The organism is Vibrio sp. S11_S32 (genome assembly GCF_014694465.1).
In the GTDB taxonomy this organism is placed as follows: Bacteria; Pseudomonadota; Gammaproteobacteria; order Enterobacterales; family Vibrionaceae; genus Vibrio; species Vibrio algicola.
On record NZ_JAAUWS010000008.1, the window covers coordinates 45,987 to 70,448 of the forward strand.

22 protein-coding genes are annotated in these 24,462 nt (G+C 42.8%); 17 read left to right on the forward strand and 5 right to left on the reverse strand.

Annotation, left to right across the window (positions count from 1 at the left end; translation table 11 throughout):
* The first annotated feature begins 172 nt into the window (after positions 1 to 172).
* On the forward strand, positions 173 to 2,287 hold the full coding sequence (gene pnp / locus HC723_RS06575) for a polyribonucleotide nucleotidyltransferase (RefSeq protein ID WP_407701676.1): 2,115 nt from the start codon (positions 173 to 175) through the stop codon (positions 2,285 to 2,287).
* A 170-nt stretch (positions 2,288 to 2,457) separates the two neighbouring features.
* The gene (gene nlpI / locus HC723_RS06580) at positions 2,458 to 3,462 is read left to right on the forward strand and encodes a lipoprotein NlpI (protein ID WP_190338567.1); all 1,005 of its coding nucleotides are present in this window, start codon (positions 2,458 to 2,460) and stop codon (positions 3,460 to 3,462) included.
* Between the two features lie 124 nt (positions 3,463 to 3,586).
* Here the strand turns inward: nlpI and HC723_RS06585 are convergent, their stop codons facing one another.
* Positions 3,587 to 4,477, reverse strand: coding sequence for a U32 family peptidase (locus tag HC723_RS06585; RefSeq protein ID WP_446751391.1), 891 nt, complete (start codon positions 4,475 to 4,477; stop codon positions 3,587 to 3,589).
* Positions 4,478 to 4,486: 9 nt separating this feature from the next.
* Complete coding sequence (gene ubiU / locus HC723_RS06590; RefSeq protein WP_190338568.1) at positions 4,487 to 5,500, reverse strand: ubiquinone anaerobic biosynthesis protein UbiU; 1,014 nt, start codon at positions 5,498 to 5,500, stop codon at positions 4,487 to 4,489.
* A 246-nt stretch (positions 5,501 to 5,746) separates the two neighbouring features.
* On the opposite strand from ubiU, the gene ubiT reads away from it, so the two are divergent.
* From ubiT to deoD, 12 genes are all read left to right on the forward strand, one after another.
* A complete protein-coding gene (gene ubiT / locus HC723_RS06595) occupies positions 5,747 to 6,265 on the forward strand; it encodes a ubiquinone anaerobic biosynthesis accessory factor UbiT (RefSeq protein ID WP_153447548.1) in 519 nt (172 codons plus the stop codon).
* Between the two features lie 187 nt (positions 6,266 to 6,452).
* Entirely contained in the window at positions 6,453 to 6,965 is a 513-nt protein-coding gene (locus HC723_RS06600) for a GNAT family N-acetyltransferase (RefSeq protein WP_153447547.1), read from the forward strand.
* 188 nt (positions 6,966 to 7,153) lie between these two features.
* Positions 7,154 to 7,615, forward strand: a complete 462-nt coding sequence (locus HC723_RS06605; protein ID WP_225874258.1) for a DNA polymerase III subunit psi — start codon at positions 7,154 to 7,156, stop codon at positions 7,613 to 7,615.
* Between the two features lie 4 nt (positions 7,616 to 7,619).
* The gene (rimI, locus tag HC723_RS06610; protein WP_190338569.1) at positions 7,620 to 8,117 is read left to right on the forward strand and encodes a ribosomal protein S18-alanine N-acetyltransferase; all 498 of its coding nucleotides are present in this window, start codon (positions 7,620 to 7,622) and stop codon (positions 8,115 to 8,117) included.
* Positions 8,118 to 8,358: 241 nt separating this feature from the next.
* Positions 8,359 to 9,939, forward strand: a complete 1,581-nt coding sequence (gene prfC / locus HC723_RS06615; protein WP_153447545.1) for a peptide chain release factor 3 — start codon at positions 8,359 to 8,361, stop codon at positions 9,937 to 9,939.
* A gap of 166 nt (positions 9,940 to 10,105) precedes the next feature.
* A complete protein-coding gene (locus HC723_RS06620; protein WP_446751390.1) occupies positions 10,106 to 10,336 on the forward strand; it encodes a hypothetical protein in 231 nt (76 codons plus the stop codon).
* Positions 10,337 to 10,339: 3 nt separating this feature from the next.
* Entirely contained in the window at positions 10,340 to 11,134 is a 795-nt protein-coding gene (locus HC723_RS06625) for a TatD family hydrolase (protein WP_190338570.1), read from the forward strand.
* A gap of 212 nt (positions 11,135 to 11,346) precedes the next feature.
* On the forward strand, positions 11,347 to 12,600 hold the full coding sequence (locus tag HC723_RS06630) for a NupC/NupG family nucleoside CNT transporter (protein WP_190338571.1): 1,254 nt from the start codon (positions 11,347 to 11,349) through the stop codon (positions 12,598 to 12,600).
* 437 nt (positions 12,601 to 13,037) lie between these two features.
* Complete coding sequence (deoC, locus tag HC723_RS06635) at positions 13,038 to 13,811, forward strand: deoxyribose-phosphate aldolase (RefSeq protein ID WP_190338572.1); 774 nt, start codon at positions 13,038 to 13,040, stop codon at positions 13,809 to 13,811.
* A 191-nt stretch (positions 13,812 to 14,002) separates the two neighbouring features.
* Complete coding sequence (gene deoA / locus HC723_RS06640) at positions 14,003 to 15,352, forward strand: thymidine phosphorylase (protein WP_190338573.1); 1,350 nt, start codon at positions 14,003 to 14,005, stop codon at positions 15,350 to 15,352.
* A 33-nt stretch (positions 15,353 to 15,385) separates the two neighbouring features.
* Complete coding sequence (gene deoB, locus HC723_RS06645; protein WP_153447540.1) at positions 15,386 to 16,606, forward strand: phosphopentomutase; 1,221 nt, start codon at positions 15,386 to 15,388, stop codon at positions 16,604 to 16,606.
* Positions 16,607 to 16,728: 122 nt separating this feature from the next.
* Positions 16,729 to 17,451: a purine-nucleoside phosphorylase gene (gene deoD / locus HC723_RS06650; RefSeq protein WP_153447539.1), complete on the forward strand. Its 723-nt coding sequence runs from the start codon at positions 16,729 to 16,731 to the stop codon at positions 17,449 to 17,451.
* Positions 17,452 to 17,618: 167 nt separating this feature from the next.
* On the opposite strand, the gene HC723_RS06655 is transcribed toward deoD, so the two are convergent.
* Positions 17,619 to 18,221, reverse strand: coding sequence for a YtjB family periplasmic protein (locus tag HC723_RS06655; RefSeq protein WP_190338574.1), 603 nt, complete (start codon positions 18,219 to 18,221; stop codon positions 17,619 to 17,621).
* A 214-nt stretch (positions 18,222 to 18,435) separates the two neighbouring features.
* Here HC723_RS06655 and serB point away from each other — a divergent pair, with 214 nt between their 5' ends.
* Both serB and radA read left to right on the forward strand, forming a co-directional pair.
* Positions 18,436 to 19,416 (forward strand): phosphoserine phosphatase, encoded by a 981-nt coding sequence (gene serB / locus HC723_RS06660; protein ID WP_190338575.1) that lies wholly within the window; start codon positions 18,436 to 18,438, stop codon positions 19,414 to 19,416.
* A gap of 88 nt (positions 19,417 to 19,504) precedes the next feature.
* Entirely contained in the window at positions 19,505 to 20,887 is a 1,383-nt protein-coding gene (radA, locus tag HC723_RS06665; protein ID WP_190338576.1) for a DNA repair protein RadA, read from the forward strand.
* A 98-nt stretch (positions 20,888 to 20,985) separates the two neighbouring features.
* Here radA and mtgA read toward each other — a convergent pair whose 3' ends face one another.
* Positions 20,986 to 21,675, reverse strand: coding sequence for a monofunctional biosynthetic peptidoglycan transglycosylase (gene mtgA / locus HC723_RS06670; protein ID WP_190338577.1), 690 nt, complete (start codon positions 21,673 to 21,675; stop codon positions 20,986 to 20,988).
* 285 nt (positions 21,676 to 21,960) lie between these two features.
* Here mtgA and fusA point away from each other — a divergent pair, with 285 nt between their 5' ends.
* Entirely contained in the window at positions 21,961 to 24,051 is a 2,091-nt protein-coding gene (fusA, locus tag HC723_RS06675; RefSeq protein ID WP_153447534.1) for an elongation factor G, read from the forward strand.
* Between the two features lie 153 nt (positions 24,052 to 24,204).
* Here fusA and HC723_RS06680 read toward each other — a convergent pair whose 3' ends face one another.
* Positions 24,205 to 24,417, reverse strand: a complete 213-nt coding sequence (locus HC723_RS06680) for a VF530 family protein (RefSeq protein ID WP_153447533.1) — start codon at positions 24,415 to 24,417, stop codon at positions 24,205 to 24,207.
* Positions 24,418 to 24,462: the final 45 nt, after the last annotated feature.

Sequence of the window (24,462 nt, forward strand, 5' to 3'; positions counted from 1 at the left end):
CCATGAAGGTCGCGACTAATAACAGCTTTTTTCTATCTCAGTTTATCTGAGGCGCTTGTGGTTAAGGCTTATCCTTAACCAAGCAATAACAGAAAAACCTGCTATTAGTCGCGATTGGTAATAAATCTCACAGCAAAAATTACTTTATATTTTCTTATTTAAGGATCTTTACGTGAAAGCAATCGTAAAAAAATTCCAGTACGGTAACCATACCGTTACTCTAGAAACGGGCGTAATGGCTCGCCAAGCTACTGCTGCTGTTATGGCTAGCATGGATGACACCTCTGTATTTGTTTCTGTTGTTGCTAAGAAAGATGCAGTACCAGGTCAAGACTTTTTCCCATTAACGGTAAACTACCAAGAGCGTACTTACGCTGCTGGTAAAATCCCTGGTGGTTTCTTCAAGCGCGAAGGTCGTCCTTCTGAAGGCGAAACATTAACGGCTCGTCTAATCGACCGTCCAATTCGTCCGCTTTTCCCATCAGCATTCAAAAACGAAGTTCAAGTTATTGCAACGGTTGTTTCTGTAAACCCTGATATCCAACCAGACATGATCACTATGATCGCAACGTCTGCTGCTCTTGCTATCTCTGGTGCACCATTCAATGGTCCTATCGGTGCGGCGCGTGTTGGTCACATCAATGGTGAACTCGTACTTAACCCAAGCCAAACTGAGCTTGAGTCTTCTAAACTAGACCTAGTGGTTTCTGGTACTGAAGGCGCGGTATTAATGGTTGAGTCAGAAGCTGACAACCTATCTGAAGAAGAAATGCTAGCGGCTGTTGTTTACGGTCACGACCAACAACAAGTTGTTATCAATGCGATCAATGAGTTTGCGGCTGAAGTTGCTACTCCTTCTTGGAATTGGGAAGCACCTGCTGAAAACACAGACTTAAAAACTAAAATCGCTGAGTTAGCATCAGCTCAAGTAACAGAAGCTTACCAAATCACTGAGAAATTGGCGCGTTATGATCGCATCCATGAAATCAGTGCTGAAGTAACAGAAAAACTATTAGCTGAAGATGCTGAATTGAACACGAAAGAAATTCACGCCATCTTCCACGATCTTGAGAAAAACATCGTACGTAGCCGCATCATTGCCGGTAGCCCACGTATCGATGGTCGTGAAAAAGACATGGTTCGTGCACTTGATGTTCGTACTGGCGTTCTTCCACGTACTCACGGTTCTTCTTTGTTTACTCGTGGTGAAACTCAAGCATTGGTTACGGCTACGCTTGGTACACAACGTGATGCACAAATCATCGACAGCCTATTAGGTGAGAAGAAAGACAACTTCCTTCTACACTATAACTTCCCTCCATACTGTGTAGGCGAAACTGGTTTCGTTGGTTCTCCTAAGCGTCGTGAAATCGGCCACGGTAAACTAGCAAAACGTGGTATTGCTGCGGTAATGCCTTCAGTTGAAGAATTCCCATACACAGTGCGTGTTGTTTCAGAAATTACTGAATCAAACGGCTCGTCTTCAATGGCATCGGTATGTGGTACTTCTCTTGCGCTTATGGATGCTGGTGTTCCAATTAAAGCGTCTGTTGCGGGTATCGCAATGGGTCTAGTTAAAGAAGGCGAAGAGTTCGTTGTTCTTTCTGACATCCTTGGCGACGAAGACCACCTAGGTGACATGGACTTTAAAGTAGCCGGTACTAACGACGGTATCACTGCTTTGCAAATGGATATCAAAATCGAAGGTATCACTAAAGAAATCATGCAAATTGCGCTTAACCAAGCACAAGGCGCACGTAAGCACATCCTTTCTGTAATGGATGAAGCGATTTCTGGTGCTCGTGAAGAGATTTCTGAATTTGCTCCACGCATCTACACCATGAAGATCAGCTCTGAGAAAATCAAAGACGTGATCGGTAAAGGTGGCGCTGTGATCCGTGCACTGACTGAAGAAACCGGCACGACCATCGAAATCGATGACGACGGTACTATCAAAATTGCCGCAACTGAAGGCAAAGCAGCGAAAGAAGCGATCCGTCGCATCGAAGAAATCACTGCTGAAGTTGAAGTCGGTCGTATTTACCCAGGTAAGGTTGCTCGTCTAGCTGACTTTGGTGCATTCGTTACCATTCTTCCTGGTAAAGATGGTCTAGTACACATCTCTCAAATCGCCGATAAGCGTATCGAGAAAGTGTCTGATTACCTATCTGAAGGTCAAGAAGTTCAAGTTAAAGTACTAGAGATTGATCGCCAAGGTCGCGTTCGTCTAAGTATGAAAGAAGCGGTAGAGCAAACGACTACTCCAGCAGAACCTGCTGCCGAGTAATTGATGCTTGCTTCTCTTTAATGAGAAAGTGAAATAATAATGAGGAGCCCATTGAGGCTCCTCTTTTTTTATCTAAGTTTGCCCACAACGACTAAGCTAAGGTAGTGCGATAACTAAACTACGTGTATATTGCATATAAAGAGACTGTACCGTAAAGGAGTACTCAATTAGTGAAATATTTTAAATGCTTAGGGCTTATTGCCGTTTTTTTACTCGCGGGTTGTGCTAACAGTGGTAAGTCTAGTTCGACTTGGTCATCACCACCATTAGCGGTGCCTCTTCAGCCTTCTATTCAACAAGAAGTGCAAATTTCACGCTTAAATCAATTAGTACTACGTAAAGGTGTCACTAATGAGACTCGTGCCAAAATGTTTGCTCAGCGAGGCCAATATTTAGACAGTGTCGGCTTGGCAGATTTAGCGCGTTTAGATTATGAACGCTCGCTAAAGTTAGATCCAAAGCAACCTGAAGTGTTTAATATGATAGGGGTCTACTTTACTCAAATGAGTGATTACGATTCCGCCTTCGATGCGTTTGATTCGAGTTTAGAGCTTGATCCAACCAACGAATATGCCGAGCGAAATCGTGCGATTGCTTTGTATTACGCTGACCGTTTTGATCTCGCTATCCAAGATATGACCAGTAACTATAATAAAGCACCAAATGATCCTTATCGCGCTTTGTGGCTGTATTACATGGAGCGCGAAGTCGATGCTAAAAAAGCCACTGATGCATTAACCCAGCGTTATGACAATAAAGATCAACAATGGGGTTGGCAATTAGTCGGTCTTACTCTGAACAAAGAATCAGAGAAAGACGTATTGCAAGCGGTGGCGCTGAGTACTCGTGATAACGTTGAACTTGCTCAAAAGCTTACCGAAATTTATTTCTATTTGGCGAAGCGTAATCAATATGAAGGCAACTACGCCAACGCAATTGCTTTGTATAAATTATCGTTATCAATGAATGTATATGAGTTCTCTGAGCACAAATATGCCTTCTTAGAATTGGGGCGTATTTTTAAAACCTTGCAAGAACAGCAACAAAAAGCCCAAGCCCCAACATCCAGCAGCGATGATAAAAGTAAGGCAGAAGAGCCTGTCAACACCCCAAAGTCGAGTGATGAAAGCAGATTATTGCCAAAAGCCACTTCGACTCCAGCATTGCGTTCTTAATGTGAAAGAATAAAAGCGAGAGCTCGTATCGTCTTCGCTTAGGTACGCAATGACGGGTGGTTTATCCATAAAAAAGAGGACATCGCGTCCTCTTTTTTGTGCTTGGTATTTAAATAAGAGAAAATTAAGCTTGGGCAAGGCCGGCTAATTTATGCCAATAGCCATTGCATTCACGCGATTCAATACTAAGCGGTGACAGGCCTTGTTCATTGGCTTTAAATTGCGCCAATGTCGATAAGGTATTGATGCCCAGCGGGCTTAAACGCACCACATCAACGACCCCTTGCATACCAACCAGATCATTACCCAAGTTATAGCAATAACCTGACTGGGTTTGAATGCCATTTAAGTTAAACACCTCTTGCCCTTCTTGGCTGGCGACTTGAATACCGGTTGGATATTTAATGCAGCACGTCTCGCAATCATCTTTGGCTTTATTTTCAGCTCGAGCAGTAAAGCAGCGAGCAGAATAAGCGAGTGGCAAATAACCATGGCTGAACACTTCCACTTCAAATTGATCGCGAATGCCCAATTCGTCACATTGCGCCAGCACGTTGATCAGCCAATCACGCGATAATTCAACTGGCATACACCAGCGGATCATACCTTGTTTGGCAAAGAGTTTAAGGGTGTGTGCATTATAAGTATTGACCGCAGGGCCGACGATAAAGGGCACTTTCGCCTCTGATGCCAATTGAATACCGGATACATCGTTGGCTTCAATCGCAAAGTCACCGTTATCGACATACTTCTTCATGATATTGACTTCGCTCGGCGCTTCTAATAATGCCATAGTGGAGAGCACGACTTGTTTGCCACCATCGGCTAAATCTTTGGCGATCTCAAACCAATCTTTTGGCTTAATTTCACGGCGCTTAGAGCAAACACTTTCCCCTAAATAAATAATATCAGCAGGGCTGTTTTTCGCTTGTTGATAAAAATCCTCGACATCGTTTTTAGCCCAGAAATACAATAAAGGACCAAGCGAGTATTTAAGCGGTTGTGGTGAGTTCATCATTATTCCTTACTGCCATTTACGGTGATAAGCACCTAGAGTTGTTTGCGTTCCTTCAGAGACATTAGCTAAGGCTGCGTCCCATTGTGGTTCAACCGTATAGCCTTCAGGATTGGCTTGATAGCGATCAATCGCCGCGCGCCAAGTTCGGGTGACTTGCTCTACATAGGCAGGACTGCGTTGGCGACCTTCAATTTTAACTGAGGCCACATTGGCGGCAAATAACTCAGGCAGCATAGATAGGGTATTTAAACTGGTCGGTTCTTCGAGTACATGATAACGCTGCTTTTGACCGGTAATGTTAATATCAAAGCGGCCTTTGCAAAGCGTAGGGTAGCCCGCGTTCTCACCTTGAGAGTATTTGTCGATCAAAATATCGCTTAAACGGGTTTCTAATCCTGAATCGGTTTCTTGCCAGCGAACATGTTTGGCTGGTGAACAAGCGCCCACCGTATTTGGCGATTCGCCCGTCATATAAGACGATAAGTAACAACGTCCCTCCGCCATGATGCACAAGCTACCAAAGGCAAATACTTCAAGTTCAACATTGCTAGGAATACTGCGCGACAGTTGTTTGACTTGATGAATCGATAGTACTCGTGGCAGAACCACACGTTTTACATTGAAATTGTTGGCATAAAACGCCACAGCGGCGCTATTGGTTGCCGAGGCTTGCACAGATAAATGCAATTCCATTTCAGGGTATTGAGTCGAGGCGTATTCGAGCAGCGCAATATCGGCCACGATTAAGGCATCCACTCCAAGCGCGGCAGCTTGATCGACCGCATCAGTCCAGCGGCTGAAGCCATTAGGGTGAGCAAAAGTATTTAACGCGATATGAATTTTTTTATTGTTGTCATGCACATATTGAACCGCTTTATCGAGTTTTTTGCCGCTAAAGTTGAGTCCGGCAAAATGACGCGCATTGGTGTCATCTTTAAAGCCAATGTAAACCGCATCGGCGCCACAATCTATGGCGGTTTTGAGCGCTGGTAAATTGCCAGCAGGGCAAAGAAGTTCCATCCCTTAAACCTTATATTCTGAATTTATACCGTATTTTAGGCAGTTTGCATGATAGGAAATTGATATAAGGCAGGTTTGCAGCGATCAATAACGCTTGGCCTGCACATTTTGTAAAAAAGTGTCACAAAGGGGTAGGAACTAAGCAATTAGTGGGTATTTATAACATTAAATCTACATTTATTGATTTAACTCAGAGAAGCTTTTTTAATCTGGATTACAGTAAGCTGATATATTGAGGGAGTTATTATGTTTTCAGCTATTCGTTCTCACATGGTTGCCAATGCGGCGCGTGTATTAAAAAAACCGGTTCAATTTTTACCACAGCGTCTACAAAGTAAAGTGCTATTGGAAGCACTACAACAAGTATTCCATGAAGCATTAGAAGATGGTGATTTTGAATTCTTACAAGATCGTTGGTTAAAAGTTGAGATCAGTGATCTGAATCTGTCTTGGATGATCAGCTTTCAAGATGACAAACTTATCGTCTCTGACGGCTCGCAAACTGAAGATGCGAGTTTTTCGGGTTGTTTAAATGACTTAATTTTAATTGCTGGTCGTAAAGAAGATCCCGATACCTTGTTCTTCCAACGTCGTTTGAAAATTGAAGGCGACACCGAACTTGGGTTGGAAGTGAAAAACTTAATGGATAGCATCGATTTAGATTCACTGCCTAAACCGCTGACTTACGCTTTAATGCAACTAGCTGAATTTGTGCAAAAAGGCTTACAGCCGCAAGAAAGCCAAAAGCAGATCACCACCGCTTAAATGCCCCCATTTCAAACTAGTCTGCTCCTTTTCTTCAATCCTTTGTTCTGGTCCTTTGAGGTGATAACTTTAAGGGGCCGTTTTTTATCTTGATGGTCAATCTCTCTCTTTTTTACTGCCATTGTCGATTAAATTACGATTTTTTAATCATTAAGAGTACAATCGCAGCTTAAATATAGAGGTGATTATGCAAATTAGAACAGAAGCTCCAGCCGATATTCTTACTATCGATTCATTGTTAAAAAACGCGTTTCCAAGCAAAGATGAAGCCAAACTGGTTCGTGCATTACGCGAAAACAGTCGTTTTACTTTATCGGTAGTGGCTTGTAGTGATGAAGGGCAAGTGATCGGTCATGCATTATTTACCCCTGTGACCTTAGATGGTGAAGATTTTGGTTGGCAAGGTTTAGCGCCAGTTGCGGTGCATCCACAATATCGCAAGCAAGGCATTGCAGAACAACTGATCAAGTACGGTTTTGATTCGTTATATGAGCTTGGCTATTCCGCTTGTGTGGTCTTAGGCGATCCTAACTACTACGCCCGTTTTGGTTTTCAAGATGGAGAACCAATGGGGTTGGTGTCTATTTATAACTCGATGCCAGAATATCAAGCCGGTGCATTTCAAGTACTGCAACTGATTGAAGATTGTTTTACCAGTAAAGCTGGGTTGGTCGAATACAGCCCTGAATTTAATGGATAATTCTCTAAGTTGCTTATACCGTATCTAATCAATATTGTTGATTGCGAAAAGACGTTTAAACCATCCATGGACACTTGAGAAAGAACATCCATGTTCTTTGACACTTTTCTCCATCAATAATATCAATAGATCTGGGCTGATATCGAATTCTAACGCGTATAAAGTACGAACAAAATATGAGTGAATGTGTGACTAGCGATTCAAAGCAAATGGAACAATTAATCGAGCGGCAAAAACTGCAAGAGATCGGCATTGATGTGTGGGAAGTGTCTCACCCTGAGCGTTTGCAAGGTTTTCAAAGCAGTGGTTTTTCGCTGCCACCAACGTGCGTATTATTGCTGGTGGCTGAGTCTATTCCGCAAGGGCAAGATACGGCGCTATTTGCCAAAGTGCTGGCTAGTATGAAACTCAACCTTGATCAAGCCCTGCATGTGACGCCAACGCAATTATCACAAATTAATCAGCATCAGTTAACTTGGGTGTGGTTTTGCGGTACTGAAACTGAAACGGATACTGAGACAAAAAGCCAAGCGCTTGAGTTTTCAGTTGAGGGGCTGCAAGTGCTAAATTCAGTGTCTCTGGCGGATATTCCTACCGATATTTCCCATCGTCGCCAACTGTGGCAACAAATTTGCTCTTACCAAAAGTGATTTTATGACTCAAATTCCAACTCCGATTGCGATTACTGCCGAACATCTTGATGCTGTATGGGCGATTGAACAACAAGCGCATAGTCATCCTTGGTCGGAAAGTATGATCCGCGATCTGTCGCATCAAAACAGCGCTAATTCATCAAAACATCAGTTTGGTTTGTGGGTGAATGAGCAACTTGTGGGCTATGTGTACAGTCAAAATGTGGTGGGCGAGGTGACTCTGCTTACTATTGCGGTGGATCCGAGACAGCAAGGTAAAGGTTACGGGCGCGCTTTGGTAGAACACTTAATCAAGCACAGCGAACAAGCAGCAGCCGAAAGTATTTGGTTAGAAGTACGTGCAAGCAATAAAAGCGCGTATCATCTTTATGAAATGCTGGGGTTTAATGAGATGGATCGCCGAATCAATTATTATCCATCCACTACCACCAAACATGGCAAAGAAGACGCGATTATTATGAATCTGTTATTGGATGAGGATTTCAATCCTTTTGGTTAATGTCTTATCTCTTAGAATGAAGCCCTGAATATCGGTATTGAGGGCTTTTTTGCTATTTCTGCTCTTGTTGATTTTATACGGCTAGAGTTATCACCAATTTTGCGTATAATTCGCCCCATCTGACTTTTTTGGTTTCCAAGCAGATTTAGTAGCAGGAAACTCGAACTATTTTAGTCACTCCATTATTTTGTTGTCGTGATATACGGCAATAGACAAACTGTTTATAAGGTTTACTGCACTTATGTCTTTCCTTTCTGAAGTTGGCAAGCGTCGCACGTTTGCGATCATCTCTCACCCCGATGCGGGTAAAACCACCATTACTGAAAAAGTATTGTTATTCGGAAACGCGATCCAAACAGCCGGTACGGTAAAAGGACGCGGTTCTAAGCAACATGCCAAATCAGATTGGATGGAAATGGAAAAGGAACGTGGTATTTCGGTAACCACTTCGGTCATGCAGTTTCCTTTTAACAACTGCTTGGTTAATCTACTCGATACTCCTGGGCACGAAGATTTCTCGGAAGATACTTACCGTACATTAACCGCTGTCGATTCATGCTTGATGGTGATTGATGCGGCGAAAGGTGTCGAAGACCGTACGCGTAAATTGATGGAAGTCACTCGTCTACGTGATACGCCGATCGTAACCTTTATGAACAAATGTGACCGTGATATTCGTGATCCAATGGAGTTGTTAGACGAAGTTGAAAACGAATTGAATATGGCTTGTGCACCAATATCATGGCCAATCGGCAGTGGTAAAGAGTTTAAAGGTGTTTACCATATTCATCGCGATGAAACGATTTTATACGCTACGGGTCAAGGTCATACCATTCAAGAAGAGCGCATCATTAAAGGGTTAGATAACCCGGAATTAGATAGCGCAATAGGTGAAGATCTGGCGGCGAATTTACGCGATGAACTTGAGCTTGTGATTGGCGCTTCAAATGAATACGACCAAGAGCTTTTCTTAGCGGGAGAGTTAACCCCTGTTTATTTTGGTACCGCTTTGGGTAACTTTGGTGTTGACCACATGCTTTCTGGTTTAACCGAGTGGGCACCATCGCCAATGGCGCGTGAAGCCAATCAGCGTAAAGTTGAAGCGACAGAAGAAAAATTCTCAGGTTTTGTGTTTAAAATCCAAGCTAACATGGATCCAAAGCACCGTGACCGTATTGCTTTCATGCGTATTGTGTCGGGCACTTACAGCCAAGGCATGAAGATGAACCATGTTCGCAGTGGTAAAACTGTCAGCATTTCCGATGCCGTGACCTTTATGGCAGGTGACCGTACTCGCGCCGAACATGCGTATGCAGGCGATATTATTGGTTTGCATAACCATGGCACCATTCAAATTGGTGATACCTTTACTCAAGGCGAAGCATTGAAGTTTGCTGGTATCCCTAACTTTGCGCCAGAATTATTCCGTCGTATTCGTCTGCGTGATCCGCTTAAACAAAAGCAATTGCTTAAAGGTTTGGTACAGCTTTCAGAAGAAGGCGCGGTGCAAGTATTCCGTCCATTACAAAATAATGATCTGATTGTTGGCGCGGTAGGTGTGTTGCAGTTTGATGTGGTAGTGGCGCGTTTAAAATCTGAATATAACGTGGAAGCGATTTATGAAGGCGTAAATGTGGCAACCGCGCGTTGGATCGAATGTAATGACGAGAAAAAACTGGATGAATTTAAGCGTAAAAACCAAACGAACCTCGCATTAGATGGCGGCGATAATCTATCGTATGTTGCCCCGACCATGGTCAATTTGAACCTGGCCAAAGAGCGCTTCCCTGAAGTGAACTTTAGAGCAACACGCGAGCACTAAGAGCGAAAGCTGAAACGGACGTAATTCGTTCTTAGAATAAAGTTAAATGACCGCTGTAGTGATTTAGATAGTTTTGATTATCTATATTGCTTAAGCGGTTTTTATTTATCGCCGTCTTGAGGCTATACTGAAATCACTCACCTCAATGACAGTAAAAGGAGTGGCTATGTGGTGTTCTGGTTTTAAAATATTTAACGCTTTGGGGCGATGGAAACAACAATGTAAAACTTACCTTGCTCGTTACGATGCTTGGTGTGAGGAATTGGGTTTAACTCCAGAGCATAAACGCAGCTGTTGCGCTTATAAAGCCGATCCTATCCATCAAAAAACACCAGCAGACAAAACCTATCAGGCACCTGCCCAACACCATCCCGTTACACCAAACTTTAAAGCTTAGAAAATGACTGACTCCTCGTGCTTGGTCGATACGCATTGCCATTTTGATTTTTCTGCCTTTGATGATACCCAACATCACCTTGATATTGCTCAGCAAGCGGGCGTGACTAAAATCATTATTCCTGCGATTGGTGAATCTAACTGGTCGAAACTCGCAAACCTTTCATCACAATTTCCCTCTTTATACTACGCTTTGGGGCTTCATCCGTATTTTATGGCTCAACATGGCGATGATGCGATTTTAAAGCTAAAGCAATCGTTATCTTGTCGCAGTAGCAAGTGTGTCGCAATTGGAGAGTGTGGACTAGACTTGAGGCTGGAAGAGCAATGGCTCACACCCGAGAAGCTCGATAAGCAATATCAGTTATTTGAAGCCCAGGTTTTATTGGCGATAGAATTTGAATTACCATTGATAATTCACGCACGTAAAGCACATGATCAGGTGGTGAAAATTCTGCGTAAACACCAACCCAAAAAGGGCGGCGTTATTCATGCTTTTAGCGGCAGTTATCAGCAAGCAATGGAGTACATCAAACTCGGTTTTTATATCGGAGTGGGTGGGGTGATCAGTTACCCACGAGCCAGCAAAACACGCGATGTTATTTCACGACTTCCGTTATCGTTTTTGTTGCTCGAAACCGATGCGCCGGATATGCCATTAGATGGATTTCAAGGTGAAAACAATCATCCTACGCAGCTAAAATTGGTTTTTAAAGCGCTTGTTGAGTTGCGATTAGAAAATAAAAAACAGCTCGAAAAACAACTTTGGTTAAATAGTCACCACTTATTTTGTTTGTAAAGATAGAAATAGTGAATAAAAAGCAACCGTTTGCCCTGTGTTAATTATTGTTTAAGTGATCTAAGTCACGAACATTTGTGTTTTTCATTATATTTACATTAATAAATGAGATTAGGGTATTACTTTGTTACGGGATGTCAGCGTATAATCGCCCTCTCTTTAGAGCTCCACCTTGAAATACACTTTAACTTACTATAAGGAAGTCATATACCATGAGCCTGGTTATGAGTATCGTCGGAATGATCTTTTTGCTAGCAGTAGCAGTTCTATTTTCTGACAACCGAAAAGCAATTAATTTAAGAACCGTGGGTGGCGCATTTGTCATTCAATTCTGTCTAGGTGCATTTGTACTTTATGTTCCTTGGGGGCGTGATGTTTTAGCCTCAATGACGAATGGCGTACAGCATGTATACGACTTTGGTAATGAAGGTATTGGGTTCCTTTTTGGCAACCTAGTAAACTTCTCTGTTGATGGTGTTGGCTTCATTTTTGCCTTTAAAGTTTTGCCTACTATCATCTTCTTCTCTGCGTTAATTTCAGTGTTATATAACATTGGTGTTATGCAGATCGTTATCAAACTTCTAGGTGGTGGTTTACAAAAAGCCCTAGGTACTTCTCGCGCAGAATCTATGTCAGCCACAGCAAACATTTTTGTTGGCCAAACAGAAGCACCGTTAGTGGTTCGTCCTTTTGTCCCTAAGATGACTCAATCTGAACTATTCGCAGTAATGTGTGGTGGTTTAGCTTCGGTTGCTGGTGGTGTTATGGCGGGTTACGCAGCAATGGGTGTGCCACTGTCTTACCTAATCGCAGCATCATTTATGGCCGCTCCTGGTGGTTTACTGTTTGCTAAAATCATCAAGCCAGAAACTGAAACACCAATTGATCAATTGGGTGATGAAGATGTTCTTGATGACGACAAGCCTGCTAACGTAATCGATGCTGCAGCTGTTGGCGCATCAGCTGGTTTATCTCTAGCCCTAAACGTTGGTGCAATGCTACTTGCTTTCATCGGCTTGATTGCACTGCTTAACGGTATGCTTGGTGGGATTGGTGGTTGGTTTGGTATTCAAAACTTAACTCTAGAACTTATTTTAGGTTACATCTTTGCACCTGTTGCATGGTTGATTGGTGTTCCTTGGAGTGAAGCAACAATTGCAGGTTCATTTATTGGTCAGAAAACCATCTTGAATGAATTTGTGGCTTACTCTAACTTTGCCCCATACCTAAAAGAAGGCGCAGCGGTTATTCTTGATGAGAAAACCAAAGCCATCATTTCTTTTGCATTGTGTGGTTTTGCTAACCTTTCTTCAATTGCGATTTTACTAGGTGGTCTGGGTGGTCTTGCACCAGAACGTCGTTCTGAAATTGCACAGATGGGTATGAAAGCAATCCTTGCTGGTACATTATCTAACTTAATGGCAGCAACTATTGCTGGTTTCTTTATCACATTACAAACCATGTAATTGATATAGACGCTAGAAAATAAAACTAAGCCGCAGCTATTCACATAGCTGCGGTTTTTTGTTTTTAAGCAACAACAACAATAAATTTCCACTCTAAAAAAAAATGTGATTGATTTAACATTTTTTTTGAGATACAAACCGTTTGCGTTACATCAGAAAACAGATAACGCCAATTTAATCAGTATAATTAATATGACTACACAAGATGTGTATATACCTAAGTTATTTGGGTATACAGCCTATTGAACTAGGTTGTGCGGTGACAAGGATTGCAATTAATGCCGAGTGTTTCTGGCATTAAGTCTTCAAGGAACCAAGTCCGTTCATTTCATACTATTTATTAGGGGGAATCCCCAATCAGTTTTGATTAATGAGCTAAACTTGAAAACAACATTGATCAAAGCTTAATCGATATAATTTACCAATCGGAGATAGAAATGAACGATTTACAAGCAGCAGCTTTACGTGCACTAAAATTAATGGATCTCACTACGTTGAATGAAGACGATACGGATGAGAAGGTGATTGCTTTATGCAAGAATGCAAAATCACCGGTTGGCAACACTGCCGCCATTTGTATTTACCCACGTTTTATCCCTATTGCGAAGAAAACTCTACGCGAACAAGGCACTCCTGAAATCCGTATTGCAACCGTCACTAACTTCCCACACGGCAACGATGACATTGATATTGCAGTAGCAGAAACCAAAGCGGCGATCGCTTACGGCGCCGATGAAGTGGATGTGGTTTTCCCATACCGCACTCTAATTGCCGGTGATGAAAAAACTGGTTTTGAATTAGTGAAGCAATGTAAAGCTGCATGTGGCGATGTATTACTAAAAGTGATCATTGAAACCGGCGAGCTAAAAGAAGAAGCCTTGATCAAACGTGCTTCACAACTTTCAATTGAAGCTGGTGCGAACTTTATCAAAACTTCAACGGGTAAAGTGCCAGTGAATGCAACGCCAGAATCGGCTGAAATTATGCTGCAGGTGATTGCGGATATGGGTGTGGCGAAAACTGTTGGTTTTAAACCAGCTGGTGGCGTTCGCACTGCAGAAGATGCACAAGCTTACCTTGCTATGGCGGATCGTATTTTAGGCGCAGATTGGGCCGATAACATGCATTACCGTTTTGGCGCTTCAAGCTTATTAGCTAACTTGCTAAACACTTTAGGTGAAGGCGAGAAAGCGGCGGAAGGCGGTTACTAATCTCTTTGTTTTGAGAATGTAATGCTGTCTATACCTAAGCGACATCTTTAAGTTAGATATTTAAGTCAGCCGGGTATATCGAGATAACCTGATTGTTAGGGTTAGGTTATCTTTGTTCTTTTTCGCCATGAAATATTATTGCTGAATTGAACAAATAAATATCGTTCAGATAAACAAGCAGGCAGGTTGTGATGTTTTTACCTCAAGAAATTATTCGAAAAAAACGTGATGGTGAAGTGCTCACCACTGAAGAAATCAATTTTTTCATTCAGGGCGTAGCCAATGACACTGTTTCAGAAGGTCAAATTGCTGCGTTTGCGATGACCATCTTTTTTAATGAAATGACGATGCCCGAGCGAATTGCACTGACCTGTGCGATGCGCGATTCAGGTATGGTGATTGATTGGTCACATATGAATTTCTCTGGCCCGATTGTTGATAAACATTCAACGGGTGGCGTGGGCGATGTGACCTCTTTAATGCTTGGCGCAATGGTCGCAGCTTGTGGTGGCTTTGTTCCTATGATTTCAGGGCGTGGCCTTGGTCATACTGGCGGCACGTTAGACAAATTAGAATCTATTCCTGGTTACAATATTATGCCAAATAATGAACTGTTTGGCAGCGTAACCAAAGAGGCGGGGGTGGCAATTATTGGTCAAACTGGTGATTTAGCGCCAGCCGATAAACGTGTTTATGCCACTCGTGATATTACGGCAACGGTCGATAATATCTCTTTGATCACCGCGTCTATTTTATCGAAAAAATTAGCTGCAGGCTTAGATTCATTAGTGATGGATGTCAAAGTGGGTTCTGGTGCATTTATGCCAACCTATGAAGCCTCAGAAGAGCTAGCACAATCTATTGTTGCTGTCGCCAATGGCGCTGGGACTCAAACCACCGCTATTCTTACCGATATGAACCAAGTGTTGGCCTCATCGGCAGGTAATGCAGTTGAAGTGCGTGAAGCGGTGCAGTTCTTAACTGGTGAGAAAAACTCTCGCGGTGAAGTGCGTAATCCTCGTTTACTCGATGTCACCATGACTCTATGCGCAGAAATGTTAGTGCTTGGTAAATTGGCGGATGAGACTGAGCAAGCTCATACCAAATTACAAGCGGTACTCGATGACGGTAGCGCAGCCAAATGCTTTGGCAAAATGGTTTCAGGCTTAGGTGGTCCGAAAGATTTTGTTGAAAACTATGATGCATACTTACCAAAAGCCGAGATTGTAAAACCGGTTTACGCTAAGCAATCTGGTACGGTTACTGCGATGGATACTCGCGCGATTGGTATGGCGGTAGTATCGATGGGTGGTGGTCGTCGAGTGGCTAGTGATGAGATTGATTATGCGGTTGGTTTTGAGCAGTTTATTCGTTTAGGTGAAACCGCTAATGAAGCAACGCCACTGGCAATGATCCATGCTCGCAATGAAGAGCAGTGGCAACAAGCTGCTGATGAATTGCAGCAAGCGATCACGGTTTCAAATGACACTTATCAACAAACACCGAATATTTATCGTCAAATTCGAGCACAAGATCTGTAATATGATCTTGCGTGCTTGGTAGGAGAGCTAATTATGAAACGTGCAATAATTCTAGTACTGGACTCTTTTGGAGTCGGTGCTTCGCAAGATGCAGATAAATTTGGTGATGTTGGCGCAGATACTCTCGGCCACATCGCAGAACAATGCAGCCAAGGCCTAGCAGATAATGATTTGCGTAGCGGCCCATTGCAGCTGCCAAATTTATCGAAGTTAGGCTTAGGAAAAGCGGGGCAAGAATCAACCGGAAAATTCCCAATTGGTCTAGATGAAGATGCCGTGATCACTGGCGCTTATGCCCATGCTGCCGAGTTATCTTCGGGTAAAGATACCCCGTCTGGTCACTGGGAAATTGCAGGTGTGCCAGTATTGTTTGATTGGGGCTATTTTAGCGATAAAACCAATAGCTTTCCTCAAGAGTTACTTGATAGCATCGTAAAACGCGCAAAGCTGCCTGGTTATCTTGGTAACTGCCATTCATCGGGTACGGTTATTCTTGATGAGCTTGGTGAAGAGCACATGAAAAGCGGTTGGCCGATCTTTTATACTTCGGCAGATTCTGTTTTCCAAATTGCTTGCCATGAAGAAACCTACGGCTTAGATAACTTACTTGAGCTGTGCGAGATTGTTCGTGAAGAGCTAGAACCTTATAATATTGGCCGTGTTATTGCGCGTCCATTTATTGGCGCTAAAGCGGGTGAGTTTGCTCGTACTGGTAATCGTCATGATTTATCACTTGAGCCGCCAGCGCCGACAATATTGCAAAAATTAGTCGACGAAAAAAATGGTGAAGTGGTCTCTATCGGTAAGATCTCTGATATTTATGCTGGCTGTGGTATTACGCAAAAATTCAAAGCCACCGGCCTAGAAGCATTATTTGATGCCACGCTTGAGCAAGTAAAACGTGCCGGTGATAACACCATCGTATTTACTAACTTCGTTGATTTTGATTCTTCTTACGGTCACCGCCGTGATGTGGCAGGTTATGCTGCCGCATTGGAATACTTCGACAAGCGCTTACCAGAAATTCAAGCACTGCTAAAAGAAGACGATATTCTGATCTTAACCGCCGACCATGGTTGCGATCCAACCTGGCCGGGTAGTGATCATACGCGTGAACATATTCCAGTGTTAGTATCAGGACCTAAGATCCCAGCCGGCTCTTTAGGTCGTCGTGATACTTTTGCCGATATTGGTCAAAGCCTAGCGAAGTATTTTGATACTTCTGATATGGATTACGGCAAGTCGTTTTTGTAAGCAAGAACGAAAAACTCGAAATATAATCGTCGTCATCCCTGAGACGACGATATAAACAGAATAATTATTTTAATTACTGCTTTAAAATGAGCAGTGAACGAAAACTAATAAAGGAAAACAACATGGCAACTCCACATATTAATGCTGAAATGGGTGACTTTGCAGACGTAGTATTGATGCCTGGCGATCCGCTACGCGCCCAATACATCGCAGAAAACTTCTTGGATGGTGCGGTTCAAGTTTGTAATGTTCGTAACATGCTTGGTTACACTGGTACTTACCAAGGTCGTAAAGTCTCAGTAATGGGTCATGGTATGGGTATTGCTTCTTGCTCTATCTATGTCACTGAGTTGTTTAAAGATTTCGGCGTGAAAAAAATTATTCGAGTGGGCAGCTGTGGCGCAGTAAGCGATAGCATTAAATTGCGTGATGTTGTGATTGGCATGGGCGCATGTACTGACTCTAAAGTGAACCGTATGCGCTTTAAAGATCACGATTTTGCAGCGATTGCGGATTACCACATGGTAAAAAATGCCGAAGAAGCGGCGAAAGCGCGTGGCATTAACGTGAAAGTGGGTAACCTTTTCTCTGCTGATTTATTCTACACTCCAGATCCAGACATGTTCACCGTTATGGACAAATATGACATCCTAGGTGTTGAAATGGAAGCGGCGGGCATCTATGGTGCAGCGGCAGAATACGGCGCAAAAGCAGTCGCAATTTGTACGGTATCGGATCACATTAAATCGGGTGAGCAAACAACATCTGATGAGCGTGCAACCACGTTTAACGAAATGATCCATATCGCACTAGACTCTGTGATTTTAGGCGATAAAGACGCTTAATCTATCGTTTAAATAGCATTGTGAATCTAATGCTAAGCGGTAACTAAAAAAACTCCAATGGCTGATGCGATTGGAGTTTTTTGTTAGCGCGTAATCAAGAGAGTTATAACAATTTGAGTCATTGGGTGATCAGAACTCGGCTATTCAAATAGTAAATGGAATCGGTACTACAAATCTTTCAATAAGATATTTTCGATATTGTCTTTAGGCTTGTAAATCAGTAGCAAACACAGTAAACCGCCACTAAAGAAACTGATGATAAGCATCAAATACATTAAATGATCACTATTGCGGTAACGATGGTCTGAAATAGCGGTCACTAAACCTTTCTCAAAAGTAATGCGGATAAAGCCAATTGCATTGTGGTCGTTAAAAATAGGTTCGACCAATTGTTCGCGGCCAATGTTAGAGCTTTGAAGTGGGGTATCTAAGCCTAAAGTTTCTCGTACCGATTTTGCATCGTCGCTGGCGGCTAAGCGAATGCCTTCTGAGTTATAAATGGTTGCATCATGCACTAAAGGTTCGGCTGAAATTTGATTGGTTAATTTTAATAACGCATCTTGCTCATCATTGACAATAAGATCGCTGGCCGACATCGCCGCTTGAGAAATGAGTAGGTTAGTCAAAGTATCAAGTTGATGATTTTGAATTCGTTCATTATCTCGACTGATCACAAAGCTGTTTATAATGGTGTAAGCAAACAGACCGCTGAGCAGTACAATCGCCAATAAACGCAAAAAAACACGCCATGAAAATAAAGAGGTTTGCATAGAGACCTTAACCGATAAATAGCACTATTGATAAGTATAACTGAAGTCTGGGATTTTCTGAAAGTAATATACCCAAGCGAATTCAAGTAGCTGCTTGAAGTTACCTAGTGAAAACAGGTTAGAAACAAGAGATTTATCATTTGAGTGAGTGAAATACTTGCATAACTAATTTGCAATAGGGTAACTTGGAGGCAGTTAAATAAGGATATGAAACATGGATGTCGTAAAAAAATTAAAGATACAGCGTAATATCTCACTGCAAAAGCGCTTTCCTGAAACTCAAATTCACAGCAGTTTAGCCAAAGTGAACTCGCAATGGATCGTGTTTGGTGAGTATTTACCACCTGAGTATTTTGATGCCATTGATACTTTTACCGGTGTTGAACATGCGGTGCTGGATGCTTGGAAAGTGGGGCGCTACGAAGTGGTGTTGATGTCTGGTGAGTTCTCGCCAGAGTTGATGGAATTTGTGCATGGTATGAAGCTCGACTGTGCGCCGGTCACGGTACTCCCTGAATTGCATAAACCCGGTTTAATTGTGATGGATATGGATTCCACCGCGATTCAAATTGAATGTATTGATGAGATCGCTAAATTGGCAGGTGTTGGTGAACAAGTGTCAGCCATTACCGAACGGGCAATGCAAGGGGAATTAGATTTTGAAGCCAGTTTGCGTGAGCGAGTCGGCGCATTAGCGGGCGCGAATGAATCAATTCTTGAGCAAGTACGTTTGACATTACCGTTTATGCCAGAGTTAGAAGAGTTGATTAATACCTTAAGCTTACTGGGTTGGAAAACCGCGATTGCATCCGGTGGCTTTACCTATTTCTCCGATCATCTTAAATCAGTATTAGGACTAGATTTCGCTCAATCCAATACGCTTGAAATTGTCGATGGTAAGCTAACCGGACAAGTATTAGGCGATGTGGTTTCGGCGCAAACCAAAGCCGATATTTTGGTGAGTCTCGCCGATGAATATGATGTTGAAGCGCATAATACCATTGCCGTTGGTGATGGGGCCAATGACTTAGTCATGATGGCAACCGCAGGCTTAGGGGTGGCGTATCACGCTAAACCCAAAGTTGAACAACAAGCACAAACGGTAGTCAGATATGCCGGTCTTGGCGGTATCGTATGTATCTTATCCGCGGCATTAATTAAACAAAAACGTGTCAGCTGGAAAGCGATCCCGTAGAATTAGTGCAAGTTTAAAACTTCAAACAAAGGCAGGGCTTAATCGTTCTGCCTTTTTCCATTAAATGATTGAAAATTGAGAGAACTTGATGGCGAATAAAGCAAAACGCGCTTATGTGTGTAATGACTGCGGAGCAGATTTTCCACGTTGGCAAGGGCAGTGTAGTGCTTGCGGAGCATGGAACACCATTACCGAAGTACGACTGGCCGCCTCACCGCAAGTGGCGCGTAATGAACGTTTATCGGGTTATGCCGGTGGCAACACTGAATCTCAAGTTCAAAATTTATCTGAAATTGACTTACAAGAAGTGCCACGGGTATCGACCGGCTTTAAAGAGTTTGATCGAGTCTTAGGTGGCGGCATTGTACCTGGGTCGGCGGTTTTGATCGGTGGTAATCCTGGCGCAGGTAAAAGTACTTTATTGTTGCAAACCGTGTGTCGTTTAGCCGCGCAAATGCCCACATTATATGTCACTGGCGAAGAGTCGCTGCAGCAAGTAGCAATGCGCGCGTCCCGTTTGGGGTTACCAAAAGATCATTTAAAAATGCTGTCAGAAACCAGCGTAGATAAGATTTGCCAAATAGCCGAAAAAGAACAACCTAAGATCATCGTGATCGATTCGATCCAAGTGATGCATGTAGCAGACGTGCAATCTTCACCAGGCAGTGTGTCTCAAGTGCGGGAATCGGCCACCACCTTAACCCGTTATGCCAAACAAAATAATGTGGCAGTATTTTTAGTCGGGCATGTGACCAAAGATGGCACACTCGCCGGGCCTAAAGTATTAGAACATATTATCGATTGTTCAGTATTGCTCGATGGTGGCGCGGACAGTCGCTTTAGAACATTACGCAGTCATAAAAACCGTTTTGGTGCGGTGAATGAACTGGGCGTATTTGCTATGACAGGGCAAGGCTTAAAAGAAGTCAGTAATCCATCGGCGATTTTCTTATCGCGCGGCGATGAAGAAACCTCAGGCAGTTCGGTGATGGTCGTGTGGGAAGGTACCCGTCCACTTCTGGTTGAGATCCAAGCGCTGGTGGATTATTCGCAATTAGCCAATCCGCGCCGAGTAGCGGTAGGCTTAGATCAAAATCGATTATCAATGCTGTTGGCGGTATTACATAAACATGGCGGCTTACAAATGGCCGATCAAGATGTCTTTATCAATGTGGTTGGTGGGGTTAAAGTTGCTGAAACCAGCGCCGATTTAGCATTGTTGATGGCGTTGCTTTCGAGCTTTAAAGATAGGCCATTACCCAAAGATGTGGTGGTGTTTGGCGAAGTCGGCTTAGCGGGAGAAATTCGCCCAGTGCCAAGTGGCCAAGAGCGCTTAATGGAAGCACATAAGCACGGCTTTAAACGCGCGATTGTGCCAGCTGCCAATATGCCTAAAGGCGGTATTGCGGGCATGCAAATCCACGGGGTAAAAAAACTCTCAGAAGCCATTGACGCTTTTGATGAGCTTTAAGTGTTCTATTGTTCAGGGAGCATGGCGTGTGATCTCTTATACCAATTCCATTTAATATTTGCTCAATTTTGAACGATCATTAAATTTATGGCTTGGTATTATTTCATTTCTTTTAGATAACCTAAGCCAAGTTGATTCATTTGAGTTTCAATCCAACTCATGCGTTGCCATTGGTATGGCGTGGGTTGGTTGACTTTAAATAAGTAGGGATTAGGTAATACCGCCGCCAGTCGCGCTGCTTGTGTGGCAGAAAGTTGGTTGGCATTAATACCGAAAAAATGTTGGCTAGCCGCTTGCACTCCGAAAATACTCGGACCAAATTCGGCTAAGTTTAAATAAATCTCGAGAATGCGCGGCTTGTTCCACTCGAGTTCAACCAACACACTTAACCAAGCTTCAATCCCTTTACGAACTAAACTCTCACCTGGCCATAAAAATAAATTTTTTACTGTTTGTTGAGTGATAGTGCTGGCACCACGTCGACGTTCGCCAGTAATGATATCTTCCACCGCTTTGGTAGTGGATTCAAAATCAATGCCGTGATGATTAGGGAAGTGTTGATCTTCGGATGCGATTACCGCGAGTTGCATATAAGGAGAAATAGCATCAATTGTGACCCATTTTGCTGCTGGCTGAGGTTGATGATTTTTAGGTGGCGCGAATTCACGCTGTAATTGCCAACTCCAAAGTACCGGATTTACCCAACGTAATGGCAGCGTAATGAGTATAGATAAGCCGATAAAACCAATAATTAGACGTAATAGCCATTTTTTTATCCATTTTCTCATGCTAATCCTTTCGCTTTTTTTATTTTTGCTTAAAATGCGTTCACAACATCCATTGTTCGGTGAGATAAACCATAGCAGATATTGTAAGTTGGTGATATTCAAGCTGTAACAATCAAGACGTAAATAGAGAGAACGTATCAAAAATCAGTATTAATCACCAAGATTTAGCCGCTTGATACAAGCGAAGAAAAAGATTTTTTATGCAAATGTGCACAGGGGATATCAGTCTTGACAGATTGTGTTATACTCTGCGCGAACTTTATATCCTATTAATAGAGTAAGACAATGACTGACTTATCAAAATACAGAAACATTGGTATTTTTGCCCACGTTGATGCGGGTAAAACAACCACAACTGAGCGTATCCTTAAGCTAACAGGTACTATCCACAAAACGGGTGAAGTACATGATGGCGAATCAACTACTGACTTCATGGAACAAGAAGCTGAGCGCGGAATTACTATCCAGTCAGCAGCAGTAAGTTGTTTCTGGAAAGACCACCGTTTTAACGTTATCGATACTCCTGGACACGTTGACTTCACTGTTGAAGTATATCGTTCTCTTAAAGTTCTTGATGGCGGTGTTGGTGTATTCTGTGGTTCTGGTGGTGTTGAGCCTCAGTCAGAAACTAACTGGCGTTACGCTAACGAATCTGAAGTTGCACGTATCATTTTCGTAAACAAACTGGACCGTATGGGTGCAGATTTCTACCGTGTTACAGAGCAAGTGAAGAAAGTACTTGGTGCTACTCCACTTATCATGACTCTACCAATCGGTATTGAAGATGACTTTAAAGGCGTTGTAGACGTTCTTTCTCGTAAAGCATACATCTGGGACGAAACTGGTCTACCAGAAAACTACACTGTTGAAGATGTTCCTGCGGACATGGTTGACGATGTAGAGCAATACCGTGAAGAAATGATCGAAACTGCTGTTGAGCAAGACGACGACCTAATGATGGCTTACATGGAAGGTGAAGAACCTTCTGAAGAAGAAATCAAGCGTTGTATCCGTAAAGGTACTCGTGACCTAGCGTTCTTCCCAACATACTGTGGTTCTGCATTTAAGAACAAAGGTATGCAACTAGTACTTGATGCTGTTGTAGATTACCTACCAGCTCCAACTGAAGTTGATCCACAACCTCTAATGGATGAAGAAGGCAACGAAAATGGCGAGCACGCTATCGTGTCTGCTGATGAAACATTCAAAGCACTTGCATTCAAAATCATGGATGACCGTTTTGGCGCGTTAACTTTCGTTCGTATTTACTCTGGTAAATTGAACAAAGGCGACACCATCATGAACTCATTCACTGGTAAAACAGAGCGTGTTGGCCGTATGGTTGAGATGCAAGCGGATGATCGTAAAGAGCTTACTTCAGCACAAGCGGGCGATATCATCGCTATCGTTGGTATGAAGAACGTGCAAACTGGTCACACTCTTTGTGATCCTAAGCACCAAGTAACTCTAGAACCAATGGTATTCCCAACTCCAGTAATCTCGATTGCTGTACAGCCTAAAGATAAAGGCGGTTCTGAGAAAATGGGTATCGCTATCGGTAAAATGGTTGCAGAAGATCCATCATTCCAAGTTGAAACTGATGAAGAAACAGGCGAAACCATCCTTAAAGGTATGGGTGAGCTTCACTTAGACATCAAAGTAGACATCTTGAAGCGTACTTACGGCGTAGACCTTATTGTTGGTCAACCACAAGTTGCTTACCGTGAAACTATTACTCAAGCAATTGAAGATAGCTACACGCACAAGAAACAATCTGGTGGTTCTGGTCAATTTGGTAAAATCGACTACCGTATCAAGCCGGGTGAGCAAAACTCTGGCTTTACGTTCAAATCTTCTGTTGTGGGCGGTAACGTTCCTAAAGAATTCTGGCCTGCAATCGAGAAAGGTTTTGCTGGCATGATGGACAACGGTGTTCTAGCGGGCTTCCCAACTCTAGACGTTGAAGTTGAACTATTCGATGGTGGCTTCCACGCAGTCGATTCATCTGCAGTAGCATTTGAAATTGCAGCGAAAGGTGCATTCCGTCAATCTATGCCTAAAGCTGGTGCTCAACTTCTTGAGCCTATCATGGCAGTTGATGTGTTCACTCCTGAAGATCACGTTGGTGATGTTATCGGTGACCTTAACCGTCGTCGTGGCATGATCAAAGACCAAGAAGCTGGCGTTACAGGCGTTCGCATCAAGGCAGACGTACCGCTTTCTGAAATGTTCGGTTACATCGGTTCTCTACGTACAATGACATCTGGTCGTGGCCAATTCTCTATGGAATTCGCTAACTACTCACCATGTCCAAGCAACGTAGCAGAGCAAGTAATTGCTGACGTTAAAGCACGCAAAGAAGCTGAGAAGAAGTAATTCTTATTAGTCACTTTTAAAGCTTAAATAAAAACCCGCTAGTGATAGCGGGTTTTTTTATGTCTTAAATTTGGTTACTGGTTACTGGTTACTGATTACTGGCGCTTTTTGTCATCAATAATTGGAGCTAACCAGATCTTTTCGTACGAAGTATTACCCTTTAAGTCCAATATAAATATTCTCAACCTTCACGCGCGCCCATTCGGTTTTACGCAAAAATTTCAAACTCGATTTGATACTCGGATCGGAAGTAAAACAGCGAATGTTAACCATCTGTCCTAATTGCTCCCAACCGTAATGCTCCACTAATTCAGTGAGTAATTTTTCAAGAGTTATACCGTGTAGTGGGTTGTTGTTTTGCGACATAATAAGCCTAAAGGTAATTGAACTATGGCCAGTATATAGCAATCT

What these genes read in the sequence shown, in the direction of transcription:
- serB (WP_190338575.1), top strand. Translation starts at nt 18,436, where the DNA reads ATGGATGTCGTAAAAAAATTAAAGATACAGCGTAATATCTCACTGCAA.
- prfC (WP_153447545.1), top strand. Translation starts at nt 8,359, where the DNA reads ATGTCTTTCCTTTCTGAAGTTGGCAAGCGTCGCACGTTTGCGATCATC.
- HC723_RS06655 (WP_190338574.1), bottom strand. Translation starts at nt 18,221, where the DNA reads ATGCAAACCTCTTTATTTTCATGGCGTGTTTTTTTGCGTTTATTGGCG.
- deoC (WP_190338572.1), top strand. Translation starts at nt 13,038, where the DNA reads ATGAACGATTTACAAGCAGCAGCTTTACGTGCACTAAAATTAATGGAT.
- deoA (WP_190338573.1), top strand. Translation starts at nt 14,003, where the DNA reads ATGTTTTTACCTCAAGAAATTATTCGAAAAAAACGTGATGGTGAAGTG.
- mtgA (WP_190338577.1), bottom strand. Translation starts at nt 21,675, where the DNA reads ATGAGAAAATGGATAAAAAAATGGCTATTACGTCTAATTATTGGTTTT.
- deoB (WP_153447540.1), top strand. Translation starts at nt 15,386, where the DNA reads ATGAAACGTGCAATAATTCTAGTACTGGACTCTTTTGGAGTCGGTGCT.
- HC723_RS06600 (WP_153447547.1), top strand. Translation starts at nt 6,453, where the DNA reads ATGCAAATTAGAACAGAAGCTCCAGCCGATATTCTTACTATCGATTCA.
- HC723_RS06585 (WP_446751391.1), bottom strand. Translation starts at nt 4,477, where the DNA reads ATGAACTCACCACAACCGCTTAAATACTCGCTTGGTCCTTTATTGTAT.
- HC723_RS06620 (WP_446751390.1), top strand. Translation starts at nt 10,106, where the DNA reads ATGTGGTGTTCTGGTTTTAAAATATTTAACGCTTTGGGGCGATGGAAA.
- HC723_RS06625 (WP_190338570.1), top strand. Translation starts at nt 10,340, where the DNA reads ATGACTGACTCCTCGTGCTTGGTCGATACGCATTGCCATTTTGATTTT.
- HC723_RS06680 (WP_153447533.1), bottom strand. Translation starts at nt 24,417, where the DNA reads ATGTCGCAAAACAACAACCCACTACACGGTATAACTCTTGAAAAATTA.
- fusA (WP_153447534.1), top strand. Translation starts at nt 21,961, where the DNA reads ATGACTGACTTATCAAAATACAGAAACATTGGTATTTTTGCCCACGTT.
- radA (WP_190338576.1), top strand. Translation starts at nt 19,505, where the DNA reads ATGGCGAATAAAGCAAAACGCGCTTATGTGTGTAATGACTGCGGAGCA.
- ubiU (WP_190338568.1), bottom strand. Translation starts at nt 5,500, where the DNA reads ATGGAACTTCTTTGCCCTGCTGGCAATTTACCAGCGCTCAAAACCGCC.
- HC723_RS06630 (WP_190338571.1), top strand. Translation starts at nt 11,347, where the DNA reads ATGAGCCTGGTTATGAGTATCGTCGGAATGATCTTTTTGCTAGCAGTA.
- rimI (WP_190338569.1), top strand. Translation starts at nt 7,620, where the DNA reads ATGACTCAAATTCCAACTCCGATTGCGATTACTGCCGAACATCTTGAT.
- deoD (WP_153447539.1), top strand. Translation starts at nt 16,729, where the DNA reads ATGGCAACTCCACATATTAATGCTGAAATGGGTGACTTTGCAGACGTA.
- ubiT (WP_153447548.1), top strand. Translation starts at nt 5,747, where the DNA reads ATGTTTTCAGCTATTCGTTCTCACATGGTTGCCAATGCGGCGCGTGTA.